This window comes from Methylobacter svalbardensis (assembly GCF_037671525.1).
Classification (GTDB): Bacteria; Pseudomonadota; Gammaproteobacteria; order Methylococcales; family Methylomonadaceae; genus Methylobacter_A; species Methylobacter_A svalbardensis.
In genome coordinates, this window is sequence record NZ_JAWPOH010000001.1 from 1 (window position 1) to 22,021 (window position 22,021).

At 48.0% G+C, this 22,021-nt stretch carries 22 protein-coding genes; 5 read left to right on the top strand and 17 right to left on the bottom strand.

All coding sequences use genetic code 11. From position 1 onward, the window contains the following. The coding region (locus RW114_RS00005) for a hypothetical protein (protein ID WP_340120658.1) at positions 1-198 on the top strand (198 nt) is incomplete at its 5' end. Positions 199-208: 10 nt separating this feature from the next. Here RW114_RS00005 and RW114_RS00010 read toward each other — a convergent pair. From RW114_RS00010 to gpmI, 7 genes are all read right to left on the bottom strand, one after another. Beyond that, complete coding sequence (locus RW114_RS00010) at positions 209-1,552, bottom strand: L,D-transpeptidase family protein (protein WP_340120659.1); 1,344 nt, start codon at positions 1,550-1,552, stop codon at positions 209-211. A 147-nt stretch (positions 1,553-1,699) separates the two neighbouring features. Further along, entirely contained in the window at positions 1,700-2,056 is a 357-nt protein-coding gene (locus tag RW114_RS00015) for a DUF4870 family protein (RefSeq protein ID WP_340120660.1), read from the bottom strand. A 126-nt stretch (positions 2,057-2,182) separates the two neighbouring features. After that, positions 2,183-2,656: a nuclear transport factor 2 family protein gene (locus tag RW114_RS00020; protein ID WP_340120661.1), complete on the bottom strand. Its 474-nt coding sequence runs from the start codon at positions 2,654-2,656 to the stop codon at positions 2,183-2,185. A 54-nt stretch (positions 2,657-2,710) separates the two neighbouring features. Further along, positions 2,711-3,520: a sulfite exporter TauE/SafE family protein gene (locus RW114_RS00025; RefSeq protein WP_340120662.1), complete on the bottom strand. Its 810-nt coding sequence runs from the start codon at positions 3,518-3,520 to the stop codon at positions 2,711-2,713. A 553-nt stretch (positions 3,521-4,073) separates the two neighbouring features. Continuing rightward, entirely contained in the window at positions 4,074-5,378 is a 1,305-nt protein-coding gene (locus tag RW114_RS00030) for a S41 family peptidase (RefSeq protein ID WP_340120663.1), read from the bottom strand. A 69-nt stretch (positions 5,379-5,447) separates the two neighbouring features. Further along, the gene (locus RW114_RS00035) at positions 5,448-6,671 is read right to left on the bottom strand and encodes a murein hydrolase activator EnvC family protein (RefSeq protein ID WP_340120664.1); all 1,224 of its coding nucleotides are present in this window, start codon (positions 6,669-6,671) and stop codon (positions 5,448-5,450) included. Positions 6,672-6,678: 7 nt separating this feature from the next. Then, positions 6,679-8,223 (bottom strand): 2,3-bisphosphoglycerate-independent phosphoglycerate mutase, encoded by a 1,545-nt coding sequence (gene gpmI / locus RW114_RS00040; RefSeq protein WP_340120665.1) that lies wholly within the window; start codon positions 8,221-8,223, stop codon positions 6,679-6,681. Positions 8,224-8,500: 277 nt separating this feature from the next. On the opposite strand from gpmI, the gene RW114_RS00045 reads away from it, so the two are divergent. From RW114_RS00045 to RW114_RS00060, 4 genes are all read left to right on the top strand, one after another. Next, entirely contained in the window at positions 8,501-8,815 is a 315-nt protein-coding gene (locus tag RW114_RS00045) for an ArsR/SmtB family transcription factor (protein ID WP_340120666.1), read from the top strand. A gap of 40 nt (positions 8,816-8,855) precedes the next feature. After that, positions 8,856-9,299 (top strand): rhodanese-like domain-containing protein, encoded by a 444-nt coding sequence (locus tag RW114_RS00050; RefSeq protein ID WP_340120667.1) that lies wholly within the window; start codon positions 8,856-8,858, stop codon positions 9,297-9,299. Positions 9,300-9,354: 55 nt separating this feature from the next. Further along, positions 9,355-9,813, top strand: coding sequence for a protein-export chaperone SecB (gene secB / locus RW114_RS00055; RefSeq protein ID WP_340120668.1), 459 nt, complete (start codon positions 9,355-9,357; stop codon positions 9,811-9,813). A 168-nt stretch (positions 9,814-9,981) separates the two neighbouring features. After that, positions 9,982-10,980 carry an NAD(P)H-dependent glycerol-3-phosphate dehydrogenase gene (locus RW114_RS00060; RefSeq protein WP_340120669.1) on the top strand — a complete coding sequence of 333 codons (999 nt, stop codon included), beginning with the start codon at positions 9,982-9,984 and terminating at the stop codon, positions 10,978-10,980. A 324-nt stretch (positions 10,981-11,304) separates the two neighbouring features. Here RW114_RS00060 and trmL read toward each other — a convergent pair whose 3' ends face one another. The 10 genes from trmL to RW114_RS00110 form a co-directional block, all read right to left on the bottom strand. Then, entirely contained in the window at positions 11,305-11,775 is a 471-nt protein-coding gene (trmL, locus tag RW114_RS00065; RefSeq protein ID WP_340120670.1) for a tRNA (uridine(34)/cytosine(34)/5-carboxymethylaminomethyluridine(34)-2'-O)-methyltransferase TrmL, read from the bottom strand. 2 nt (positions 11,776-11,777) lie between these two features. Continuing rightward, positions 11,778-14,285: a glycogen/starch/alpha-glucan phosphorylase gene (locus RW114_RS00070; RefSeq protein ID WP_340120671.1), complete on the bottom strand. Its 2,508-nt coding sequence runs from the start codon at positions 14,283-14,285 to the stop codon at positions 11,778-11,780. Positions 14,286-14,500: 215 nt separating this feature from the next. Continuing rightward, entirely contained in the window at positions 14,501-15,811 is a 1,311-nt protein-coding gene (locus tag RW114_RS00075) for a dicarboxylate/amino acid:cation symporter (RefSeq protein ID WP_340120672.1), read from the bottom strand. A gap of 134 nt (positions 15,812-15,945) precedes the next feature. Next, positions 15,946-16,125 carry a YbdD/YjiX family protein gene (locus RW114_RS00080; protein WP_340120673.1) on the bottom strand — a complete coding sequence of 60 codons (180 nt, stop codon included), beginning with the start codon at positions 16,123-16,125 and terminating at the stop codon, positions 15,946-15,948. Further along, positions 16,125-18,194 carry a carbon starvation CstA family protein gene (locus RW114_RS00085; protein WP_340120674.1) on the bottom strand — a complete coding sequence of 690 codons (2,070 nt, stop codon included), beginning with the start codon at positions 18,192-18,194 and terminating at the stop codon, positions 16,125-16,127. Before RW114_RS00085 ends, RW114_RS00080 begins: the two co-directional genes overlap by 1 nt. A gap of 37 nt (positions 18,195-18,231) precedes the next feature. Next, a complete protein-coding gene (locus RW114_RS00090) occupies positions 18,232-18,621 on the bottom strand; it encodes a type II toxin-antitoxin system VapC family toxin (RefSeq protein ID WP_340120675.1) in 390 nt (129 codons plus the stop codon). Beyond that, positions 18,621-18,830 carry an AbrB/MazE/SpoVT family DNA-binding domain-containing protein gene (locus tag RW114_RS00095; protein ID WP_340120676.1) on the bottom strand — a complete coding sequence of 70 codons (210 nt, stop codon included), beginning with the start codon at positions 18,828-18,830 and terminating at the stop codon, positions 18,621-18,623. The genes RW114_RS00090 and RW114_RS00095 overlap by 1 nt, the downstream gene beginning before the upstream one ends. A gap of 658 nt (positions 18,831-19,488) precedes the next feature. Next, complete coding sequence (locus tag RW114_RS00100) at positions 19,489-20,004, bottom strand: hypothetical protein (protein WP_340120677.1); 516 nt, start codon at positions 20,002-20,004, stop codon at positions 19,489-19,491. 20 nt (positions 20,005-20,024) lie between these two features. Beyond that, positions 20,025-20,579, bottom strand: a complete 555-nt coding sequence (locus RW114_RS00105; RefSeq protein ID WP_340120679.1) for a BON domain-containing protein — start codon at positions 20,577-20,579, stop codon at positions 20,025-20,027. A 334-nt stretch (positions 20,580-20,913) separates the two neighbouring features. Then, positions 20,914-21,882 (bottom strand): hypothetical protein, encoded by a 969-nt coding sequence (locus RW114_RS00110; protein WP_340120680.1) that lies wholly within the window; start codon positions 21,880-21,882, stop codon positions 20,914-20,916. Positions 21,883-22,021 lie beyond the last annotated feature (139 nt).

Here is a 22,021-nt window from a genome sequence, read left to right on the forward strand (position 1 = left end):
GAAAAGAAAGTAACCAAAGAAAAGGCGACCCGATTGCCGCTTATTTCCTGCGCTCCTCGCTTTTGTCGAGGGTCAGTAGAAGGGGTTCCTGCCCTTCTACTGACGTGCGGCATACATGCCGCCCCCCCTAACGGGCTATTCTCGACAAAAGCTCCGGTGCTCGGCGCGGCATACGGGACAAAAACCATCCATGCATAACATCAGCTACTTAATTCACCGCAGTCACACGAGGCTTTACCGGTTCACCATTAATTTCAAAATCCATTTTGATACGCTTTGCGGCGGCTTTCATTTCCGTTTTATTTTTAAAAGGCCCGGCGATAACTTGATAGGCATCGTTTTTCTGGATCTTACGGGCAGGTATGATCGGCCCTTGATGATTCAACATCGTTGCCAGTTGTTGAGCCTGAGTTTCATCATTAAAACTGGCCACCAAAATGGACCAGTCACTCTCTTTTAATGCACCAACAACGGGCTGATCATAGAACTGCCCGGGATGTTTCAGTTGCACAGCATTTGCCGAAATTCCCGCCACATCGGCGCTGTTTATCAGTATCGGCGTGGGCACCCCATTTGCCAGCTGGAGTATACGTTCGACTTTATCCCAATCGACTGCCGCATTTTTTTGATCACTGAGGTCATGCAATTGCTTGAGGAGCCGTTTTTTTAACTGGGCTTTATTTTTTGCCCATTTTGGCAACGGTTCGTGCGCTTCAAGGTAGAGCATGCCCTGATGCCAGGCTGTCAGATAGGGCTGATGCAGTATCCGCACCGGCATGCCGACCGCCGCTTTTTTAAACAGCATTTCAATATCCTCAGGATACATCTGTACACAGCCGTGACTGATCTGCATGCCGATACCGTAAGGTTTGTTGGTGCCGTGGATTAAATAACCGGGAATAGCCAGGCGCATCGCATAAAGCCCCAGCGGGTTATCAGGCCCGGCGCCGACGACCTTGGGCAATGCATCGCCTTTTTTGGCGTGTTCGCGATGAATGGACTCGGGAACGGTCCAGCTTGGATTGGCATTTTTAGCGACGATGCGGGTCAAGCCCATCGGCGTACTCCATCCCTGCCGCCCAATACCGACCGGATAGGTATAAACCTTGTTCGACTGTTTTTTAGGATAGTAAAACAGTCGCATATTCGCCAGATTTAAGGCTATGCCTTGATGAGGCGAATCGGGCAGAATAAATTGTACCGGCAACAAAACCCGGCTGCCCGGCTTGGGTGTCCAGGGGGAGACGGCGGCATTGGCTATGCTGATGTCGTTATAGCCTAAGCCGAAATGGCGGGCAATATCCGGCAACGCATCATTCTCGCGGGTGTCGATTGCGGCAATCGTGCCGACCATGTTGTCGCCGTCAGTCAGCTCGAATTCGTGGGTGGCTACGGTTTCGGGTTGAGGTTCAGGAAGCTCGATGGTTGCCGTTGTTTCTTGATCAGAAAAAAGTGACGACATCGTCTGACAGCCACTAAGCAACATTAATCCAAACGCCAGCATAAGCGGCAGGGCTGATTTTTTAATATTGAAATTTTCTTGGCTAGTCATGTACATAATAAGCTACGCGTGGGGGGTGACAAACGCCCAGTATAACGAGTTGAATATTAAGAAATGATTAAATACGGGGCAACGAGCGAACTCGAACACGCGATACATTGTAGGGGCGACCGGCCGGTCGCCCTTACGCAACAGTGTTTATTCCTTAACCGCCCGGTCGGCATTTAAAGCAGTCCAGCCGATGACGATTCTGTATACCATCAGTATTAACGTGGCAATCAGAATAAAAAATCCGACACCGAACTCAAAAGTCAATCCAGCCAAGGCGAAACCGGCCAGAGCTATCCAAACGGTCATGATCTGCCAGTCAAAATGGGATTCCAGCCAAGTTCCCTGAACTTCGGCTTGCTTCATGAAGTTGATAGCCACGCCTACCAGCAACGGCAATCCGGCAAATGCGAAAGCCAGTACCTGACACAGATATACGGCTGCTGTCAGGCGCTTTAATGTCTTTAATTTTTCAGCATCGATTTGATTAGTCGAATTACCATTCATAGCCCACCTGCCCGTTGATTTTTCAGTTATCACAACCGCGAATAATTGTTGCCTTCGTTATTTAGATATACGCTTTAATACAGACATGTCAACCGGAACCAAGCTTATTTTATGCTTTAAATAACCTCAAAAACCAAGTTCGGACAGTCCGGGGTGGTCGCCTGGTCTGATCCCCAACGGCCAATGAAATTTCCGCTCCGCCTCGGTTATCGGCAAGTCGTTGATGCTGGCTATGCGGCGCTGCATCAGACCGTTCCGGTCGAATTCCCAATTTTCATTGCCGTAAGAACGAAACCAGTTGCCGGAAGCATCATGCCATTCATAGGCAAAACGCACTGCAATACGCGCATCAAAAAAAGCCCATAGCTCTTTTATAAGGCGATAATCCAGTTCCTTAGCCCATTTTTGCTGTAGAAACTGCACAATCTGAGTGCGACCGACAAGAAACTCGGCACGGTTACGCCATTGGCTATCAACAGTATAAGCCGAAGCGATTTTTTCCGGGTCGCGGGCATTCCATGCGTTTTCGGCGGCACGTACTTTTTGTGCCGCAGTTTCGGCAGTGAATGGCGGCAATGGTGGACGGATATTTTCGGTCATGTTCTGAGCCTCTTTATTGTTCAGTAGAACCTGAAACGTAGTCTCTACACATCTTTATCGCAACACAAATTTAAGCCCTATTAACATCAGAATAGCCGCCAAAATCGGCCGTAAAATTCTTTCAGGAATCTTGGCGCCCAGATGGCTGCCAATCCAGATGCCGGGTAAAGAACCGATCAGCAGGCTGCCCAATAAAACCAGATCCACGTTACCCAAACTAAGGTGACCCAGTCCAGCGACTGCTGTGAGCGGAATAGCATGAGCCAAATCGGTGCCGACAATTTTCAGCGTCGTCATTCTCGGGTAAAGAAATAACAGCGCGACAGTACCCAGCGCACCGGCGCCCACCGACGACAGCGTCACCAATATGCCCAGCACTGCGCCGATCAATACGGTGGCGGGTATTTGCAGATGCTTGAAGCGGCCGGCATTTTCGGGAGTGCTATGCTCATCGTCAATAGGCTTGAGCTTTGCAGCCCGGCTTAATAACACGCTGCGCACGATCAGCGAGAAAGCGGTCAGCAGCAACGCGACACCCAAGGTAAAAGTAATCGCTCCCGAGGTTTCCTTGCCGATTGCGCTTAAATGTTTCAGTACAAATAAGGTAGCCACAGCAAAAGGTAGGCTGCCCAGAGCCAACCAGCCGACGATTTTCCAATCGACCGAGCTATGTTTATTGTGATGCACCCACACGCCGCCGGTTTTAGTGATCGCGGCAAACAAAAGGTCTGTACCCACCGCGACGGCAGGCTTAAATCCAAACAGGAACACCAGTAATGGCGTCATCAGCGATCCTCCACCTACGCCAGTCAATCCCACTAAAATTCCTACGGCAAAGCCGGAAACAGTGTATCCCCAATTCATCTTAACTAACCCTTGTTTAATGCGTCTAAAAAGCCGCTCATTATAACAGGCGAGTAGCTCTCTATATTAAGAGTTGTTGCTTCGTATTTTGTTTGGGCAGTAAAATTGATGTCTTGTGTTTTAATGATGTCCTCGATGCGCCCCTTTGAGCGCAAAACTAGGATTAGGATAAATAAACCAAAACCAATACATCGATAACCCTAAAAATCTCAGGGCTTTTCGCTTTTTCCCATTTAGACAGTTCTGCAAACCTGCATCTGGGGCAGGCTATTGCTTGACCAGACCCATTGGCAATCTCTACCTGTCTAATTCCTGACGGCGTTCCATCAGCCTAATAAATCCTAATATTTCTTCCAAAATTCATGCTATTGCATATTCTTTATGAAACATAATCGATAATCATATAGTTCTCTGCATGTTATCTTAATTTAAGACCTTTACGACATTGAATCGTGATATGGCTTCTACAAATTCAAGGCATAAAAAACCCGGATTCCAGCAAACAAAGTTATTTACCAAAATCCGGGTTTTGATTAACGCTGCAAGCTAAAGCTTATTTACTCATAATACCGATGCCTTTTAGCAAGGTCAGCGCCTGATACAATGGATAATCTTTTTCCAGGGCCTCCTTCTCCTTCACATCCTCCGAACTCTCTTTGCCTTTGCCGTTTTCCAAATGATGCGACAAATCCGCCTCTTTGACCGGCTTGAACTCCGATGTTTCCAATGCCTCCAACTTAACGTGCGCCAAGGTAATGTCCGGCTCAATGCCCTCGGCCTGGATAGATCGCCCTGAAGGCGTATAGTATCTCGCTGTCGTCAACTTAACTGCCGATCCCTTACTGGTTGGCAATATGGTCTGTACCGAGCCTTTACCAAACGATTTCTCGCCCATGATGACAGCGCGCTTTTGATCCTGCAAAGCTCCGGCTACAATCTCCGAGGCCGAGGCAGATCCGGCATTAATCAACACAACTATCGGCGCCCCGTCAATAAGATCACCAGGAGCGGCACTAAAGCGCATTTCCGAATTTTCAATACGCCCCTCAGTATAAACAATAAGACCACTCTTTATGAAGGCGTCACTCACCTCAACCGCCGCATTCAGCACTCCGCCCGGATTATTTCTTAAATCCAGCACTAAGCCTTTTAGATTGCCTGCGTTTTCCTTTTTCAGCGAGGCTAGAGCCTCTTTAAGGTTTTCACCCGTTCCTGATTGAAAGCTACTAATGCGCACATAGCCATAACCTTTTTCGAGCATTCGGCTTTTTACACTTTTAACTTTTATGATGGCCCGAGTTATAGTAATTTTTAAAGGAGCACCCTCCCCTTCACGAATCACGGTGAGTAAAATCTTGCTACCCGGTTCGCCGCGCATCAGCTTGACAGCATCACCCAAGGCCATGCCTTTTACCGGCTGATCATCAAGCCTGACAATCAGATCTCCGGTTTTAATGCCTGCTCTCTGCGCGGGGGTATCATCAATAGGGGAAACCACTTTAACAAAGCCGTTTTCCATGGTGACTTCGATGCCTAAACCGCCGAATTGCCCGGTGGTGCCTTCTTTTAATTGCTGATATTCATCGGCAACCAAATAAGCGGAATGAGGATCAAGTCCACTCAACATGCCGCGAATAGCATCCTCCAATAATTTTTTGTCCGAAACGGGCTCGACATAATCCCTTTTAATTCGGCCAAAAATTTCTGTGAAGGTGCGCAATTCCTCATAAGGCAGGACTTCTGTCTCCGCCATAGGCTCAACAATTTCCTGCTCCGCAAAGACGCTAGCGCAGATGCCCATAAAAACACCCAACATAATCCCTAAGGACAAAATGAAAATATTTTTCTTTTTTAACATGTACCTGATAACTCCAAACGCTCGATTTCCAAAAATAGGCTCATACACCATTAACTAACTTGATCCCGATTACTTTCGGCACCACTCAAGCGGATCAACCGGCTTACCTTTGTTGCGTATTCCAAAATATAACCCGGAATGACTACGACCACCGCTTTGTCCAACAGAAGCAATGACTTCGCCAACATCCACCCATTCACCAACCTGCCGATATAAACTCTGATTAAATGCATAAAGGGTCATGTAGCCCTTACCGTGATCAATAATAATCAACAAACCATAACCGCGCAGCCAATCGGAAAACACCACTGTTCCGCTGGTAATCGCCCGTATCTCTGTTCCCTCACGGGCATCAATTAACACCCCATCCCAAATAGCCTGAGTACTCTCGGCTCGAACACTGCCGAACTTATTGGTCAGTCGCCCCTTGACAGGCCAAGGCAGCTGCCCCTTAAGCGTAGAAAAATCACCCTTAAGTTTAGAAAAATTATCCCCGGAATCCGGCAAAATTTTGGCAGGTTCGGACAAAACCTCAGTAGTCTTCTGCGATTTTTTTGTTTGCTCGATCTCAACAGCAAGATCGTTAGTCGATCTCTGCAATGAAGATACCAGATTTTTCAGCTTATTTTCGCTTTCTTTCAAGTGAATTATTTGTTGCTCATTTGAAGAAAAGTCTTTTTTTAATTGCGTTAATAACCCAGTCCTTCGTTTTCTAACACGGTCTATGGCTATCTGCTCTGTTATTTTTTGCTCAAGACTTTTCTCTAAAAGCTCGGTTTCATGCTGCTGTTGCTTGTCCAAGCTTTCCAGATGCTGCATAGACTCCGAAATAACAGCCAGTTTTGTCAAACGAGCCTTATTAAGATAATCGTAATACACCAGCATTCGACTGGATAATGCAGGATCTTGCTGATTAAGCAGCAGCTTCAACTTTTCCTTTTTCCCCATTGCATAAGCCGCTTTTATTTGACCCGCTAATTCTTTATTTTGTCTATCAACTTCACTCTTAGACTCACGCATTTCCTGCTGAATTTTACTCAAATTCTGGCGCTTTTGTTCAACCTGTTGTTGCAATGTCCTTAATAAAGCAGCCGTCCTACCATAGAGCGTCTCGACTTCACCCAACTGAGTGCTTAACGTATTTTTTTGCAACTGAATACGTTGCCTATTTTTGCTGGCCGCTTCAATACCCGATTGAACTTGATTTAGTTCCTCGTTTTTTCTCGAGACTTCTGCACTCCCCTCGCGGACAAATACACTCAATAAAAAACAACAAATCAGTTTCTTTCTCATCCACAGATTAAACAAACTTGATAAGTGACCGACCCGTCATTTCAACAGGTTGCTCAACCCCTAACATTGCCAGGATTGTTGGCGCTAAATCCGACAAACTACCGCCCGATTCTAATGGCTGATCACCACCGACATAAACCAAAGGCACTGGATTTGTAGTATGAGCCGTGTACGGCTGCCCGGTCTCTTTATCAACCATTTGTTCGATATTGCCATGATCTGCAGTTATCAACATTTGCCCACCTACCGACCTTAACGCGTCAACTACGCGTTGTAATGAAGCGTCGACCGCTTCCACAGCCAAAATCGCCGCATCAATTATGCCGGTATGCCCGACCATGTCGCAATTAGCATAGTTACAGATAATGACATCATATTTACCGCCGGTGATGGCATTGACCAATTTATCCGTAACCTCTGCCGCATTCATTTCCGGCTGCAAATCATAGGTTCTGACCTTGGGTGACGGCACCAATATCCGGTCTTCTCCTGGAAAAGCAGCGTCTATGCCGCCGTTAAGAAAAAATGTCACATGAGCATATTTTTCGGTTTCTGCCAGCCGCAATTGAGTCATGCCCAACTTGGATATATATTCGCCCAGACAATTTTTTATATCGGTCGGCGGATAGGCCACATCATAATCGAAATCCTGCTGATATTCCGTTAACGTACAATAATAACCAGTGTGAGACGCACGGTTTCTATCGAATGCATCGAATGTTGTTGCCGTTAATGCCAGAGAAATCTCGCGGGCACGATCTGCGCGGAAATTCATGAACACTACCGAGTCTTCGGGATCAAGGGCGACCGTCCGATGCTCGGTATCCAAAATAGCGGTCGGTAAAACGAATTCATCCGTTTCGCCTCGTTCATAAGCCGCTGCCAAACCCTGTAGCGCAGAATCCGCACTAAACTCAGCCTCACCTTTGGCAATCAGGTCATAGGCCTGTTTTACGCGATCCCAGCGATTATCCCTGTCCATCGCATAGAAACGCCCAACAATTGAGGCAATACGACCGACACCCAGCGCCGCAAATTTTGCCTCCAGCAGCTCAAGGGAAGCCATTGCACTCTTGGGCGGAACATCCCGTCCATCCAGAAAGGCATGCAGATAAATTTTATCGAGGCCTCGTTTGACGGCCAACTCGACCATCGCAGCAATCTGCTCCTCATGACTGTGTACGCCGCCAGGCGACAACAATCCCATGATATGCAGCGCCTTGTTTTTTTCTTTGGCAAGATCCACGGCTCGACAAAGAACCGGATTGAAATAGAAACTGCCGTCAATTATTGCGTCATTGACCTTGGAGAAATCCTGAGGAACGTAACGACCCGTGCCTATATGAACATGTCCCACTTCTGAATTACCCATTTGTCCGCTGGGCAATCCTACGACAGCACCGGAACAACTGAGCAGAGTCATGGGACAGTCTTTCTGCAAATTGTCCCAACAAGGTGTATTAGCCATTGCAATGGCATTATTTTCTTTGTCCAACGAGTAACCGAATCCGTCAAGGATCAGCAATACCACAGGCTTTGGCCGCTTAAACATCTTTATCTTTATCTCCCGATATTAAAAAAAATCCGCATCACTATTTCACATACGAAATAAATCACTTTATACGCCATTTTGATTCTTCATTACCCAAAATGGTCGTAGTGATGTATTATTTTGCCAGATTCACTGGTTTTTTTGTATTTTGGCTTGTGCCAGTTACGTAACCACGTAGTCATTATATTAATACACGTTGACAACAGTTGTGTATAAATAATTCTTCACGGGTTGTTTTTTAATCGGATTCAATAAACTAGAAACATTAAGCAGACCAATGAAAATTAAACACAAGCACACAAGCACAGACGATATCAATATAGCCAAAGCGGCTCACTGCTTAAAGGCAATGTCACATCCATTGCGTTTAAAAATATTGTGCCTTCTGGGCAACAATGCAATCTGTGTGCAACAAATTGTCGAACAGGTTGGCACCAGCCAGAGCAACATTTCCCAACATCTGGCCATACTCAGGAAAAAAAACATTCTCGGCTCTAAAAAAGAGGCTAACCGTGTTTATTACTTTATTGACGATGCCCGGATGCTGCTGCTTATTAAAATGATGCAGGATGTTTTTTGCTCCAACGACTAACTTATCTTTTCTCCATTCACTTAACTTGACAAACCTATCCATGGACCGTTATCTAGAATTCATTTTAAATCACTATATTTTATCTCTCGCTTTGGCAGTTGTTACTTATTTACTCATCCAGGAATTGTTCGATACTGCATTTAAAAAATTCGGTACCGTTTCGCCATTACTAGCTGTAACCAAAATGAACGATAGCGATACCCTTGTTATCGACGTACGCGAACCGGAAGAGTTTCTTAAAGGTCATATCGAAAATTCGATCAGCACCCCACTGGGCAGCTTGCCCACTCAGCTGTCAACGCTGGAAACGCACAAAAACAAACCCGTCCTTATTGCCTGCCAAACCGGAACGCGCTCTGCCTCAGCCGGAAAAATATTGACTAAAGCAGGATTCGAGCAGGTTTTCGTTATTGCCGGCGGCATGCAAGCCTGGGAAAAGGACTACAAATTACCTATCAAATCAACCGGCAAGCACAAAAGCTAAATCAGTGTTCCGAGTAGCCCTCACATTCATTAATCCCTAACCTTAGAAATTCATCATGAGCGAAGAAAACAAAGAAATAGAAAAACAATTCTCCATCCAGAAAATTTACACCAAAGACATGTCTTTTGAGACGCCGAACTCGCCCAAAGTCTTCACCGAAAAATGGGAACCGGCGGTCGAGTTTAATCTGGGCACCCATGTTTTGCCCTTAGAAAATTCAATGTACGAAATCGCCCTCACAGTTACCATCACCGTAAAAAATGGCGATGCAACCGCCTATCTTGTTGAAGTCAATCAAGCCGGTATTTTTTCTTTAGGCGGTTTTACCGATGCGGAAATGGGTCCGATGGTTGGCAGTTTCTGCCCCAATATTTTGTTTCCTTACGCAAGAGAAACTATTTCCGACCTCGTCACCAAAGGCGGCTTTCCGCAAATGCTTTTAGCCCCGGTAAACTTTGACGCCTTATACTCACAACAGTTGCAACAAGCGCCAGGTTCTGACGCTATCAATTAATCTGCTTGACCTTAAAAACCGCAGTTAGTCCACAAAAGACACGAAATACACAAACGAAACCAATATGTTATATTGCACAGTCATTCGCCTTCCGGGTGGCGTTCTACAATTTGGCATTTCTTTGAATATTTTCGTGTTTTTCGTGGATCAAATGATTTTTCTAGCGTGATGAATAAAAAAATAGCCGTTCTGGGCTCAGGTTCATGGGGAACGGCCTTGGCAATTCTGGCAGCTAGAAATGGTTACCGGACGCTGTTATGGGGTCATAATCCCGAACACATGGCCTTGCTTGCACAAGATCGCCAAAACCAACGTTATTTACCTGGTTTAGCATTCCCTGCAAACCTCAGCGTCACCTCCGACTTGGCTGAGGTTGCCGCTTTTTCCAGCCTGATGCTGGTTTCGGTACCCAGTCACGCCTTTAAAGATACCTTGCTTAAACTCAAGGCGCATTTAACTAATGGCGTACAAATAGCCTGGGCAACCAAAGGCTTTAATCCTGATGACGGCTCCCTGCTGCACGAAGTCGTCGCCGACATTTTTTCTGCGCAAACCCCGGCGGCCTTGCTTTCAGGCCCCAGTTTTGCAAAAGAAGTAGCGGCCGAGCTACCGACAGCCATCACTATTGCGTCATCCCAGCCCGATTTTGCAGGCCTTCTGGCCGACATCCTGCATAGTGAGCGTTTTCGAACCTATACCAACTCGGATTTGATTGGCGTAGAAGTCGGCGGCGCAGTAAAAAACGTCATGGCGATAGCCGCCGGTATTGCCGACGGTCTCGGCTTTGGTGCCAACACCCGAGCGGCGTTAATTACCCGTGGGCTAAACGAAATCATTCGTCTGGGCGTTAAACTGGGCGGCAAACAGGAAACCTTTATGGGACTCGCAGGCCTAGGCGACCTGATCCTGACCTGTACCGACAACCAATCCAGAAACCGACGTTTTGGTTTAGCCCTGGGACAAGGCAAAGACACCCTGGCCGCTGCACAGGAAATCGGCCAGGAAATAGAAGGTATTTCGGCAGCAAAAGAAACCTATTTACTCGCTAAAAAATACGGCGTAGACATGCCTATTACTGAACAAACCTACAAGGTTTTATATGAAGGCTTAGCACCGCTGGCGGCCGTGCAAAATTTATTGGCCCGCGAACAAAAGGCCGAGTCATGAGAACGCCGATGACACAATTGTATATAGGCGAAGGGCAAAAGGCGCAAGGCGAAAAAACCCCGCTTCAACACGACCGGTCTTTAGCCTTTAGCCTTTAGCCTTATATTTTCGGGCTTTTCGTGGACAATACTTTATTTCTATTGCTAACGCCTGAGAGGCTGTGAAAGATTCGTTTTTAGCATAGATCTAAGAAATAACCACGAAGAACACGAAGTTTTTGATGCATTGAATTAATGCGGTTATTTTCTCCGTGCCCTTCGTGTTCTCTGTGCTAAATAATTTTTTCAGCTCGATCTGGATAATACTTTCACTGTCTCTGAGTCGTTATTTTATCGCAGCCCCCGTAAAACCCAACTGCCGCCAAGCCTCGTACAAAACTATAGACACAGTATTGGACAAATTCAGGCTCCGGCTTTCCGCCTGCATCGGCAAATATAAGCACCGCTCGGAACCTAAGTACGCCAACACATCAGCAGGCAAACCACGCGTCTCGGGGCCAAACAACAAAGCATCCTCAGACTGAAAACTAACTTCACTGTATATTTGCGTACCTTTAGTCGTCAGCGCAAAAATCCGCCCAGGCTTAATGCTATCGACAAAATCGGCCAATGAATCGTGCTCTTTAACCGCCACCCATTCATGGTAATCCAGACCTGCCCTGCGCAATTTTTTGTCGTCCAACTCAAAACCCAAGGGCTTGATCAAATGCAACTGCACGCCGGTATTTGCGCAAAGCCGGATAATATTCCCGGTGTTAGCGGGAATTTCCGGCTCAAACAAAACAATATGAAACACGCTTAAAACTGGTTATCGATACTGACCGGCTTCAGTTTCCAGATCTCATCGTTGTATTCGGTGATGGTTCTGTCGGTAGAAAATTTACCGCTATTGGCGCAGTTTACAATACTCATTTTGGTCCAGTTTTCCTGATCTTGATAAGCCGCTTCTACCCGTTTTTGTGCATCGATGAAGCTGCGGAAATCCGCTGCCGTCATCCAGGGATCATGCGGGCTTTTTATCGACGCCAATATACCGTCGAAAAGTCCCGGTTCGAATTGATTAAAATGCCCGCATTCAAGCAGCTTAATGACTCTTTGAAAATCCTCATCCTGATTGATGATCGCAACCGGATCATAGTGCTGACTCATGGCTTCAACCTGCTCTTCGGTCAAGCCGAACAGGAAGAAATTATCGTCCCCGACTTCTTCGAGAATTTCAATATTGGCGCCATCCAGCGTGCCGATAGTCAACGCGCCGTTCATCATAAACTTCATATTGCCGGTGCCCGACGCTTCCTTGCCGGCCGTTGAAATTTGCTCGGAAAGATCGGCGCCCGGACAGATTTTTTCCATCGCGGAAACCCGATAATTAGCCAGGAAAACCAGCTTTAATCTTTTGCCCACATCAGGATCGGCATTCACGACACTCGAGACATTATTAATCAGCTTGATGATCTTTTTCGCCATATGATAGCCCGGCGCAGCTTTGCCGCCAATCAATACGCAACGATCCGTCCAGTTCGACGTATCGCCGCGCTTAATGCGGTCGTACAGATGAATCACATGCAGCACATTCAACAATTGCCGTTTATATTCATGAACGCGTTTAACCTGCACATCAAAAATGGCGTCCAAATTAAAATCGACATCATGTTCAAGCCTCTTGAAATCAATCAATCTTTGCTTTGCGCCTTGCTTGATTTCACGCCAGCGCCTGCGAAACTCCTTATCTTCGGCAAAAGGTTCAAGCTTCTTTAACAACGACAACTCGGTCAGCCAGCCATCGCCTATGGTCGTCGTGATCAGTTCGGCCAGTTCGGGATTGCATGCTGCCAGCCAACGACGCGGAGTAACGCCATTGGTTTTATTATTGAATTTTTCCGGCCAAAACTGATAAAAATCCCGGAACAAACCTTGCTGCAATAATTTCGAATGCAACGCGGCTACGCCGTTGACCGAATAGCTGCCGACGATAGCCAGATAGGCCATTCTGACCTGTTGTTCGCCGCCTTCTTCAATAATAGACATGCGAGCTAAACGCTCGGTATCGCCCGGCCAATGCGCAGAGACTTTGGCCATAAAATGGGCGTTAATATCGAAAATGATTTCCATCAGCCTCGGCAACATCTGCTTGAACAGGCTAACCGACCACCTCTCCAGCGCCTCAGGCAATAAGGTGTGATTGGTATAGGCCATGGTTTTACGGGTAATAGCCCAGGCATCATTCCAGCTTAAACCATGGACATCCAACAGCAGGCGCATTAACTCGGCAACCGCTATGCTTGGATGGGTGTCGTTTAATTGAAAGGTATTTTTCTCCGCAAACTCCGAAAAATTATTACCGTGACGACCCACCCAGGTAGCGATCACATCCTGCAAACTGGCAGAAGCCAGCAGATATTGCTGGCGCAAGCGTAATGCCTTACCGTTTTCATTGGCGTCATTCGGGTACAGCACCATCGTTATATTTTCGGCAGTATTTTTTGCCGCGACCGATTCTGCGTAATCACCGGCATTAAATTCCTGCAAATTGAATTCTTCAGTCGCCGTGGCTTTCCATAAACGCAAGGTGTTTACCGTGCCGTTCCGGTAGCCAGGAATCGGCGTATCGTAAGGAACCGCGTGAATATCTTGCGTATCGACCCAACTGGTTCGCTTATTGCCGAACTCGTCAATATGGGTCTCGGTACGCCCGCCAAATTTAATCCTGAAAGTGTATTCGGGGCGTTCAATTTCCCAGACATTACCGTTACGCAACCAATGATCCGGTTTTTCGACCTGCTCGCCATTCACTATATCCTGCGAAAACATCCCGTATTCATAACGCAAACCGTAGCCAGTCACCGGCAACTTCAAGGTTGCACAACTATCGATAAAACAGGCGGCCAAACGGCCCAAACCGCCATTGCCTAAACCGGCATCCGGCTCGCTTTCAACCAACTCTTCAATCTCTAGGCCCAAATCATACATGGCCTGTTCAACCGCCTCGGTAATGCCCAGATTCAGCATCGCATTGCTTAAAGTGCGGCCCATTAAAAATTCCATCGACAGATAATAGGCCCGCTTGCAATCCGTATCTTTGTAAGTATTGTAGGTTCTTTTCCAGCGCTCTATGAGCCGGTCGCTAATAGCCATCGACAACGCTTCATAAGCATAATGCGGCGACCTACAGTTTTCATCACGTCCCAGACGGTGGCTGTAATAACGTTTGAAATCGGCAACAAAGTCTTGCTCCGACATGCCCAAATCAGGAAGTATGGTAATTGTGGATTTTGGTTTACTGATTTTAAAACATCTATACGGCATACTTTTTCCACTATAAAATTGATATCGGAGTGATGTTAACTATTTTTTGTTGTTTGGACAAAGATATTCTTTGGCTGGGTGTCTGCTTGCTACCCTGAAAAACCTATTGCCAGAATTCAGCCGGATACTGGGCAAGCCGTTACCGGACAGATCAATGCTTAATGGACTCGCCATTTTATTGGCCTGCGGTTTAAACTATCGAAGCTGAACATCAATCAGCTATGTTCAGCGATATGTTTGTGCGGTAATTCAACTTCGGTAATCACACCCGCTTCCGGGTCGTTATAAATAGCTTCGTCTATTTCATTTTCACCGCGTGCGACGATGCAGGTTACCGTTGCATCGCCGGTGACATTAACGGCGGTGCGTACCATATCCAGCAATCTGTCGACGCCTAAAATCAGCCCGATACCTTCTACCGGCAAGCCGACTTGCTTAAACACCATCGCCAGCATGATTAAACCGACTCCGGGCACGCCGGCTGTGCCTATCGAAGCCAAAATGGACATGCCGACCACGGTTGCATATTCACTAGGCCCCAAATCTATGCCATAGACATTGGCGATAAAAACCGTCGCCACGCCTTGCATGATCGCGGTGCCGTCCATGTTAACGGTTGCGCCCAGCGGAACGGTAAAAGCCGCCGTGGCATTATTAACCCCTAAGCGTTTTTCAACCACTTGCAAGGTGATAGGAATGGTCGCATTGGAGCTGGCGGTACTGAAGGCAAAAATATGCGCCGGACGCATTTTTTTGATAAAAATAATCGGGTTCAGTTTGGCGAACACCGCCAGTAATAGGCTGAGCGTCCCGAAAGCGTGTATTAACAGGGCGACGATAACGACGCTGAAATAACCGATCATCGGCACAATTAAACCGAAACCTTGCTCCGAAAAGGTTTTCGCCATTAAGAAAAATACGCCTACCGGTGCGACATCCATGACCAGCATGACGACTTTCATCATCACTTCATTGAGCTTCTCGGCTAATTGATTCAGTTCCCGACCGATTTCTCCGCACATCAGCATGGCTATCGCAAATAAAATCACAAAGAAAATAATTTGCAACATATTGCCTTCGGCAAAGGCATTGAACGGGTTGCTGGGAACGATGTTGATAAAGACTTCGGATAATGGCGGCGCTGGTGTTGGGGTAAAGGTACTCGCACCTGCAATCCGTTCAAAACCTTTACCTGGTGCTACGATAATGGCGATCAATAAGGCCAACATAATCGCCATGCCTGTGGTTAAGATATATAAACCGAAGGCTTTAAAACCGATTCGCCCTAAAACGCTGACATCGCCTATGCCGCAAACCCCGCAAATCAGCGAGAACGTCACCAGCGGCACGACCAGCATTTTCAAGGCGTTAACAAAAGCCGCGCCGACTACATAAAACAGACCGTTAACCAGATAAGTTTGTACAAAAACGACTTCGCTGAAAAAGACATTAATCAGGCTGCCGAAAATTAAACCGACGCCCATCGCAATCAGTATTTTGATGGAAATGGACATTTTTTTTATCATTATTATTTCCAGGTAATTAAAGTAGGAAACCAAAAGTTTTTTTTAACCAAGCGGAAAAAACTATTTACCACGAAGGACACGAAGAAAAGCAGTAACTTCCGCGTCCTTCGTGGCGAATAAAAGCCTCTACCCCGCTAACAACAGCGCTTAATGCCATTCCACTTTTCATCCTGCCACTGCTTGAAAAAAGCAGTCTTGCTTAAGGCTATATCCGCTTGATGATGCGCAGCATGATGCCGTAAATAACGCTCGTAAGCATCGTCGCCGGAAAGATGACGCACTCCACGCCAAAACGCTTTGATTTTGCTTAACATCAATCCCTCGCCCAATCTTCGACCAAACGGCTCGGGCTATGCGGCGATTCCGAAAGCGCCAACACCGGCTTTCCGGTCAGGTAACGACTGCAAACGCGCAGCATGTCGAGTACGATCAGCCACAATAAAGCCACAAAAAACAGCGTCAGCCAACCGTCCAGATGCAAATTGAAGATCAAATGCGGTGCAATAGCGGCTTTCTCCGGCGGCAAAACGCCTGCCGCCAGTTTGTCCGCCAAATCGTTGGCCGCCGCAAAGAAACCGATGCGCACATTGTCGCTGGTAATTTTCTCCCAGGCTGCCGCACTGGTAATCGTCACCAGCCACGCTAAAGGCAAACAGGTCACCCAGGCGTATTTGAGTTTGCCCGATTTAACCAATATACCCGTTGCGACACTCAGCGCAATCGCTGCCAGCATCTGATTGGCAATGCCGAACAGCGGCCACAAAATATTGACCCCGCCGTTCGGGTCGATCACGCCGATATAGAGGAAATAACCCCAGCTTGCCACCACCAGCGCACTGGTCAAAACCACCGACGGCGTCCACGAGGTTTCGCCCATTTTCGGCCAGATATTGCCCAGCATATCCTGCAACATGAAGCGACCGACCCGGGTTCCGGCATCCAGCGTGGTCAGTATGAAAATAGCCTCGAACATAATCGCAAAGTGATACCACAAGGCCAGCATGCTCTCGCCGAACGCGCTGCCGAAGATACTCGCCATGCCCACAGCCAAAGACGGCGCGCCGCCGGTTCTGGCGAACAAGGTTGCCTCGCCCATTTGATTGGCTAACAGCTGCATCTGCTCTACGGTAACCGGAAAACCCCACGATGAAATCACCGCAACGGCATCGACAGCTTCCTTGCCGACCACGCCCGCAGGGCTGTTGATCGCAAAAAATACGCCGGGATCGAGTACCGTTGCCGCTATCATCGCCATCATCGCGACAAAGGATTCCAGCATCATGCTGCCGTAACCGAGCATAGGGATATCGCGTTCATTGGTCAGCAATTTCGGCGTGGTGCCGGAAGCGATCAGCGCATGAAAGCCGGAAATCGCCCCGCAAGCGATGGTAATAAACATGAACGGGAATAACTTGCCGCCGAAAATAGGCCCGGTGCCGTCAATGAACTGCGTCAATGCGGGCATTTTTACTTCCGGTTGCAACATGACAATCGCCACCGCCAGCAAGGTGATAGTGCCCAATTTAATGTAAGTCGATAAATAATCGCGCGGCGCCAGCAACAGCCAAACCGGCATAATGGCGGCCGCAAAACCGTAAGCCATCACCCACCAGGCCAGCGTCAAGCCTTCTTGATCGAACCAGACCCGCAAAGTTTCATTGCTATCAATCCAGCCGCCACCCATCACCGACAACAACAACAGAATCACACCCAAAGCGGAGGCTTCCAGCACCTGACCCGGGCGAAAACTGCGCATGTAAAGACCGACGATCATCGCAATCGGAATGGTCGCGGTCACCGTAGCCGTCGCCCACGGACTGTGTTTCATCGCGTTAACCACCACCAGTCCCAGCACCGCAATCAGGATGATCATGATCGCAAACGTGCCGATCAGCGCCGCCGTGCCGCCCAAGGCGCCCAGCTCGTCGCGCGCCATCTGCCCCAGGCTTTTGGCATCGCGCCGGGTAGACAAAAACAGAGTCACCATATCCTGCACACAACCGCCCAACACCGCGCCGAACAAAATCCACAGTGTCCCCGGCAAATAGCCGAACTGCGCGGCCAGCGTCGGCCCCACCAGCGGCCCAGGCCCTGCAATCGCCGCAAAATGATGACCGAACACGATCCATTTATTGGTCGGCACAAAATCGCGGCCGTTATCGAGCCGCTCGGCCGGAGTCGCCCGCGTTTCGTCAACCACCAACACCGTGGCGGCAATCCACGCCGCATAAAAGCGATAGGCAATGGCATAGACGCATAAGGCGGCAGTTATAAACCACAGCGCGTTGATGCTCTCGCCGCGATTTAAAGCGATACCGCCGACGGCTGCCGCACCGAGCGCGGCGATCAGTATCCAGACAGCGTTTTTCAGTAATTTATTCATCAGTCATCTTCTTATTATTGATGTTCTTGTATCGAGGTTAAGCGGTGGGTCGTTTTTTTGAGCAATAAATGACTTCCGGCAAGTCCTTAAAATGACCGTCCGCCGTTATCAGCGGCACATCAACCAATCTTGCGGAAGCATAAATAATTGCGTCGGCAAACGATAATCGATGTTGCAAAGCCAAGTCTGCCGCATACAGAGACAGCCGGGTAGTCAACGGCAAAACCCGGCCTTGTTCGGTTAAAGCGATAACTTCCAAGGCTTCAACCTCGCTTTTTTCCCGCTTTGCCCATTTATACAGTTCAAATTGCAGCGTAGTGGGGATGATTAGTTCGGCCGGATCGGCCAGATAGGGAGCAAAGGCATCGGCCAACAGACCGTCGGTTAACCATTCTATCCAGCCGCAGGTATCAACCAGAACGGCCATTAGATTCTGTCCTGATGATCCCTGTAATCGTCTGGATTGCTGTCTTTAAAGCTCCCCCTGGCCGCTGCCAATGAGCGGACAGGAATCAGCTCAATAATGTCGCCTTTAGCGATCAGCGTAAACTGCTGGCCCGCCTTCAGATCAAGCTGATCCCGGATAGCCTTAGGTATTGCCAATTGGAATTTGCTGGATAATTTAGCTGAAATCATACTAACCTTGTGATGATGCTATCGATCGAGTGAAAGTAAAATCATAGAGACTACTCGGGGCTGAAGCAAGGATTGGTTTGATTGTTAAGGCGGATTTGCTTGGGTGTCATAGATGGACGGAGAGAACTTTGCCCTCGACCTCGTTCCCACGCGCTGCGTGGTAACGAGATATGTGACGCGCTGCGTCCTACGTTGAGATTCTCTGTATTTCGGCAAAGCAATTCTGGAGGGAGTGTTTAAAAGCGAACAGGAACGTATGCTTTTAAGCCGACCGGACGATTTGCGGGTTCGTGCGCTAGAGTTCACAGTCTAATTTAGCGCATAATTCATTAAGTTCGGCAGCCAAATTTTTACTTTCACAGTGGCCTAGGCCACTCATTAGTTGATCAACAGCCTCAGCAATGGTTTCTGGATACTGAAAGTTTTTCTACGAATGGTCTGTCCAGTTTTTGATCAATTTAACTAAATCCCTAAGTTTACCAATGGTTAGCGTGTAATATGACAACTAAAAGACAGGGTTATCCACAGAATAATGTGGATAACCACAAGGCATTACTATATTGCACTAACATATCCGCTACGTTAGGAATAAATTATGTTCAACAACTAAGAGTGACATAGCCTTATTTTTTGATTACGTGCAATAGCATCATCAAGCTTAAACTGACGCTTCCCCAGTCGAGGAAATATCCTCTGCATGGGCATTTTTAAAAATTTCTTTTACTCGATCACGCTCTTCGCTGCTATCCGTATGTACAGAAATCAAGGCACTTCCTCCCGTAATCTTTCCTTCATAACGTTTGGCCTCATACTCTGGAATGCCCAGGCCGACCAGAGCGCCAGTAATGCCACCGGTGGCCGCGCCCACTGCCGCACCGCTCAAGGCCCCCATGATCGGTCCTGCGGCGATGAATGGACCGACTCCAGGAATGGCCAGGCTACCGATACCCGCCAGCCATCCCAGCACAACACCCACACCAATGCCGGTTGCTCCGCCGATAGCCGCACCTTCGGGTGCCTTGGTGTGCTTTTCATGGGCGAAGTCCTTGGTACTGGATTTGTCCGGGAACAGCACGGAAATATCGTTATTCGAGAAACCGACTGTTTTCAAATGGCTGACAATATGCTCTGCCTGTTCGATATTTTTGGCGATACAAAAAACTGCTTTTTTCATGATTTATCTCCTAATGCTGGTTAAGGTGCTTTGATTTCGAGTTGATTATCCACCTGCTTCACTCCCCGTATTTTTTTGGCGATTGATTGCAGTGTGTTTTTTTCCGCAGCATTTTTGACAGGGCCGCGTAGGGTTACAACACCGTTGCGGGTGATGATTTTGGCGTTGTGAGCGTTCAGTGACAGTGATTTGTCTTTGACGATGGTTCGGCGGATGGCCGCAGTGATCTCACGATCTCCACGATTTGCGCCTTGATCTTCCGGGGTGAGAGTGGCGCCGCCACTGTCGCGAACATTGCGCTCGGTATTTTCTAGATTCGAATTGGGGGGAGGTGTCGGCCTCTGTTGAACATTGCGTTCGATATGTTCGAGTTCTGAAGCACGAGGTTCTGCTGGCGGCGTATTAGTGATCGGTTCGTCTCGGGCGCAGCCGGTCGCCAGCAACAGGCTCGCCGTCAAGGCGAATGTGAATAACCCTAATCGCTTCGGCATAGTGAAGTCCTTACGCTTAATGTTTCTAAGTTCAATTTTCGTGACTGAGTCGTCGGTGTTGTTTATGTTGTCCAGGGTTTGCATGGCGGTTCTCCTTTGAATGAATGTTAAATCAGGTAATTACTCTTAAAAAACCGTAAAGACTTTGCTGAGACTGCGTCGCCTAATGCGGTATGAGTTGTTTTTCAATGCTTAACGATGACCTAGCCATAAGTTAAGACTTATTCGTTCAACTGTTCGATAGACTCACTGCTCGCCACGAACGGTAGATCCAAACCCTGCGCGTCGCGCCCATCAGCATGTTGAATGCGTCTAACGCACGAATAACGCAATCAGAATAATGATGGGGATAGGGATACCGAGAAGGTACAAAAGTATTGAGCGCATTGTTTGTCTCCTAAGTTAGTTGTAAGTATAATTACATGTCACGCTGCCGACCGCCATAAGTAGCCGCAAAGCTGGCGACGAATGCACCGATGAGCAACGAGATGAACAGCCACAGCGAAGCATAGACAAAAGCTTTGCGTGCGGAGTCGGCCGCTTTTTTAGCCGCAGTTTCCTCTTCGCTAAGCTTGGCCTGTACGCGTGCATAGGTATCAACCACTCGCTTTTCAGCATCCAACTGTGTCAGACCGGTGCGCTGTGCGACAACCTGACCGACATACCGAAGGTCTTCTGCGGGCAATGGTCCCGTGTGAATGCTGTTCATGAAGATGCGGGCAACTTCGGTTCTGTATACGGCAGCGGTTGACTCAGAAATAACGCTAGACATGCCGCCGCTTTCGTCGGGAGTTAAGACGGTTACAGATGCATTGACGTCCTTTCGGAACATCGAATCCACGAAGTACTTCATAGGCTCCCATTTCGCCATTTCTGATCCGCCTGCCATCCCGCTAGTTGTGGCGGTAGCCGCTGTAGTCGCGACTCCCCCAGCCTGAATTTCACCACTGACAATCGATCCAATCACGGATGTCAGTAGCGCGGCGGTTGCAAGCGCGGCGACCGCCCAAGCCAGGAAGCCGTGAGCGGTGTCGCGGAAGTAGACCTCGTCCGTATGTACCGAAACCCACTTTGTCCTCAGCCTGCCGGCGAGGTAGCCACCCATTCCTGAAGAAACGAGTTGCGTAAAGGTCAGCCACAGTATGGACGATACGCCGAAAGTGGTTGCACTTACGCCGCTGTATGCCCAAGGCGACACCAAGGACAGACCTAAACCTGTTCCCAGCATCAAAAGAATCAACGCCAAGGCTGCTGTCGCCGCTGCTCCAGCCACAATAGCGCTCCACGACACAGCACTTGCATTGGCATGCATGGATTCTGGGTAGACACCGGATAAGGTACGTTCACCCCCAAATTCGTTTACGGCTGAGCTATTAGGATAGGTCATGATGAATCTCCTGAAAATTGCGTTTGAAATAGTATTGCGCGGGTCTTCGCCACGCATCTGTACGCCATCGTACATAACGGAAAATAAAGATTGAACAGCCCGACTTTGACATTGTTATGGACTCTTCTTGATCCGGCTA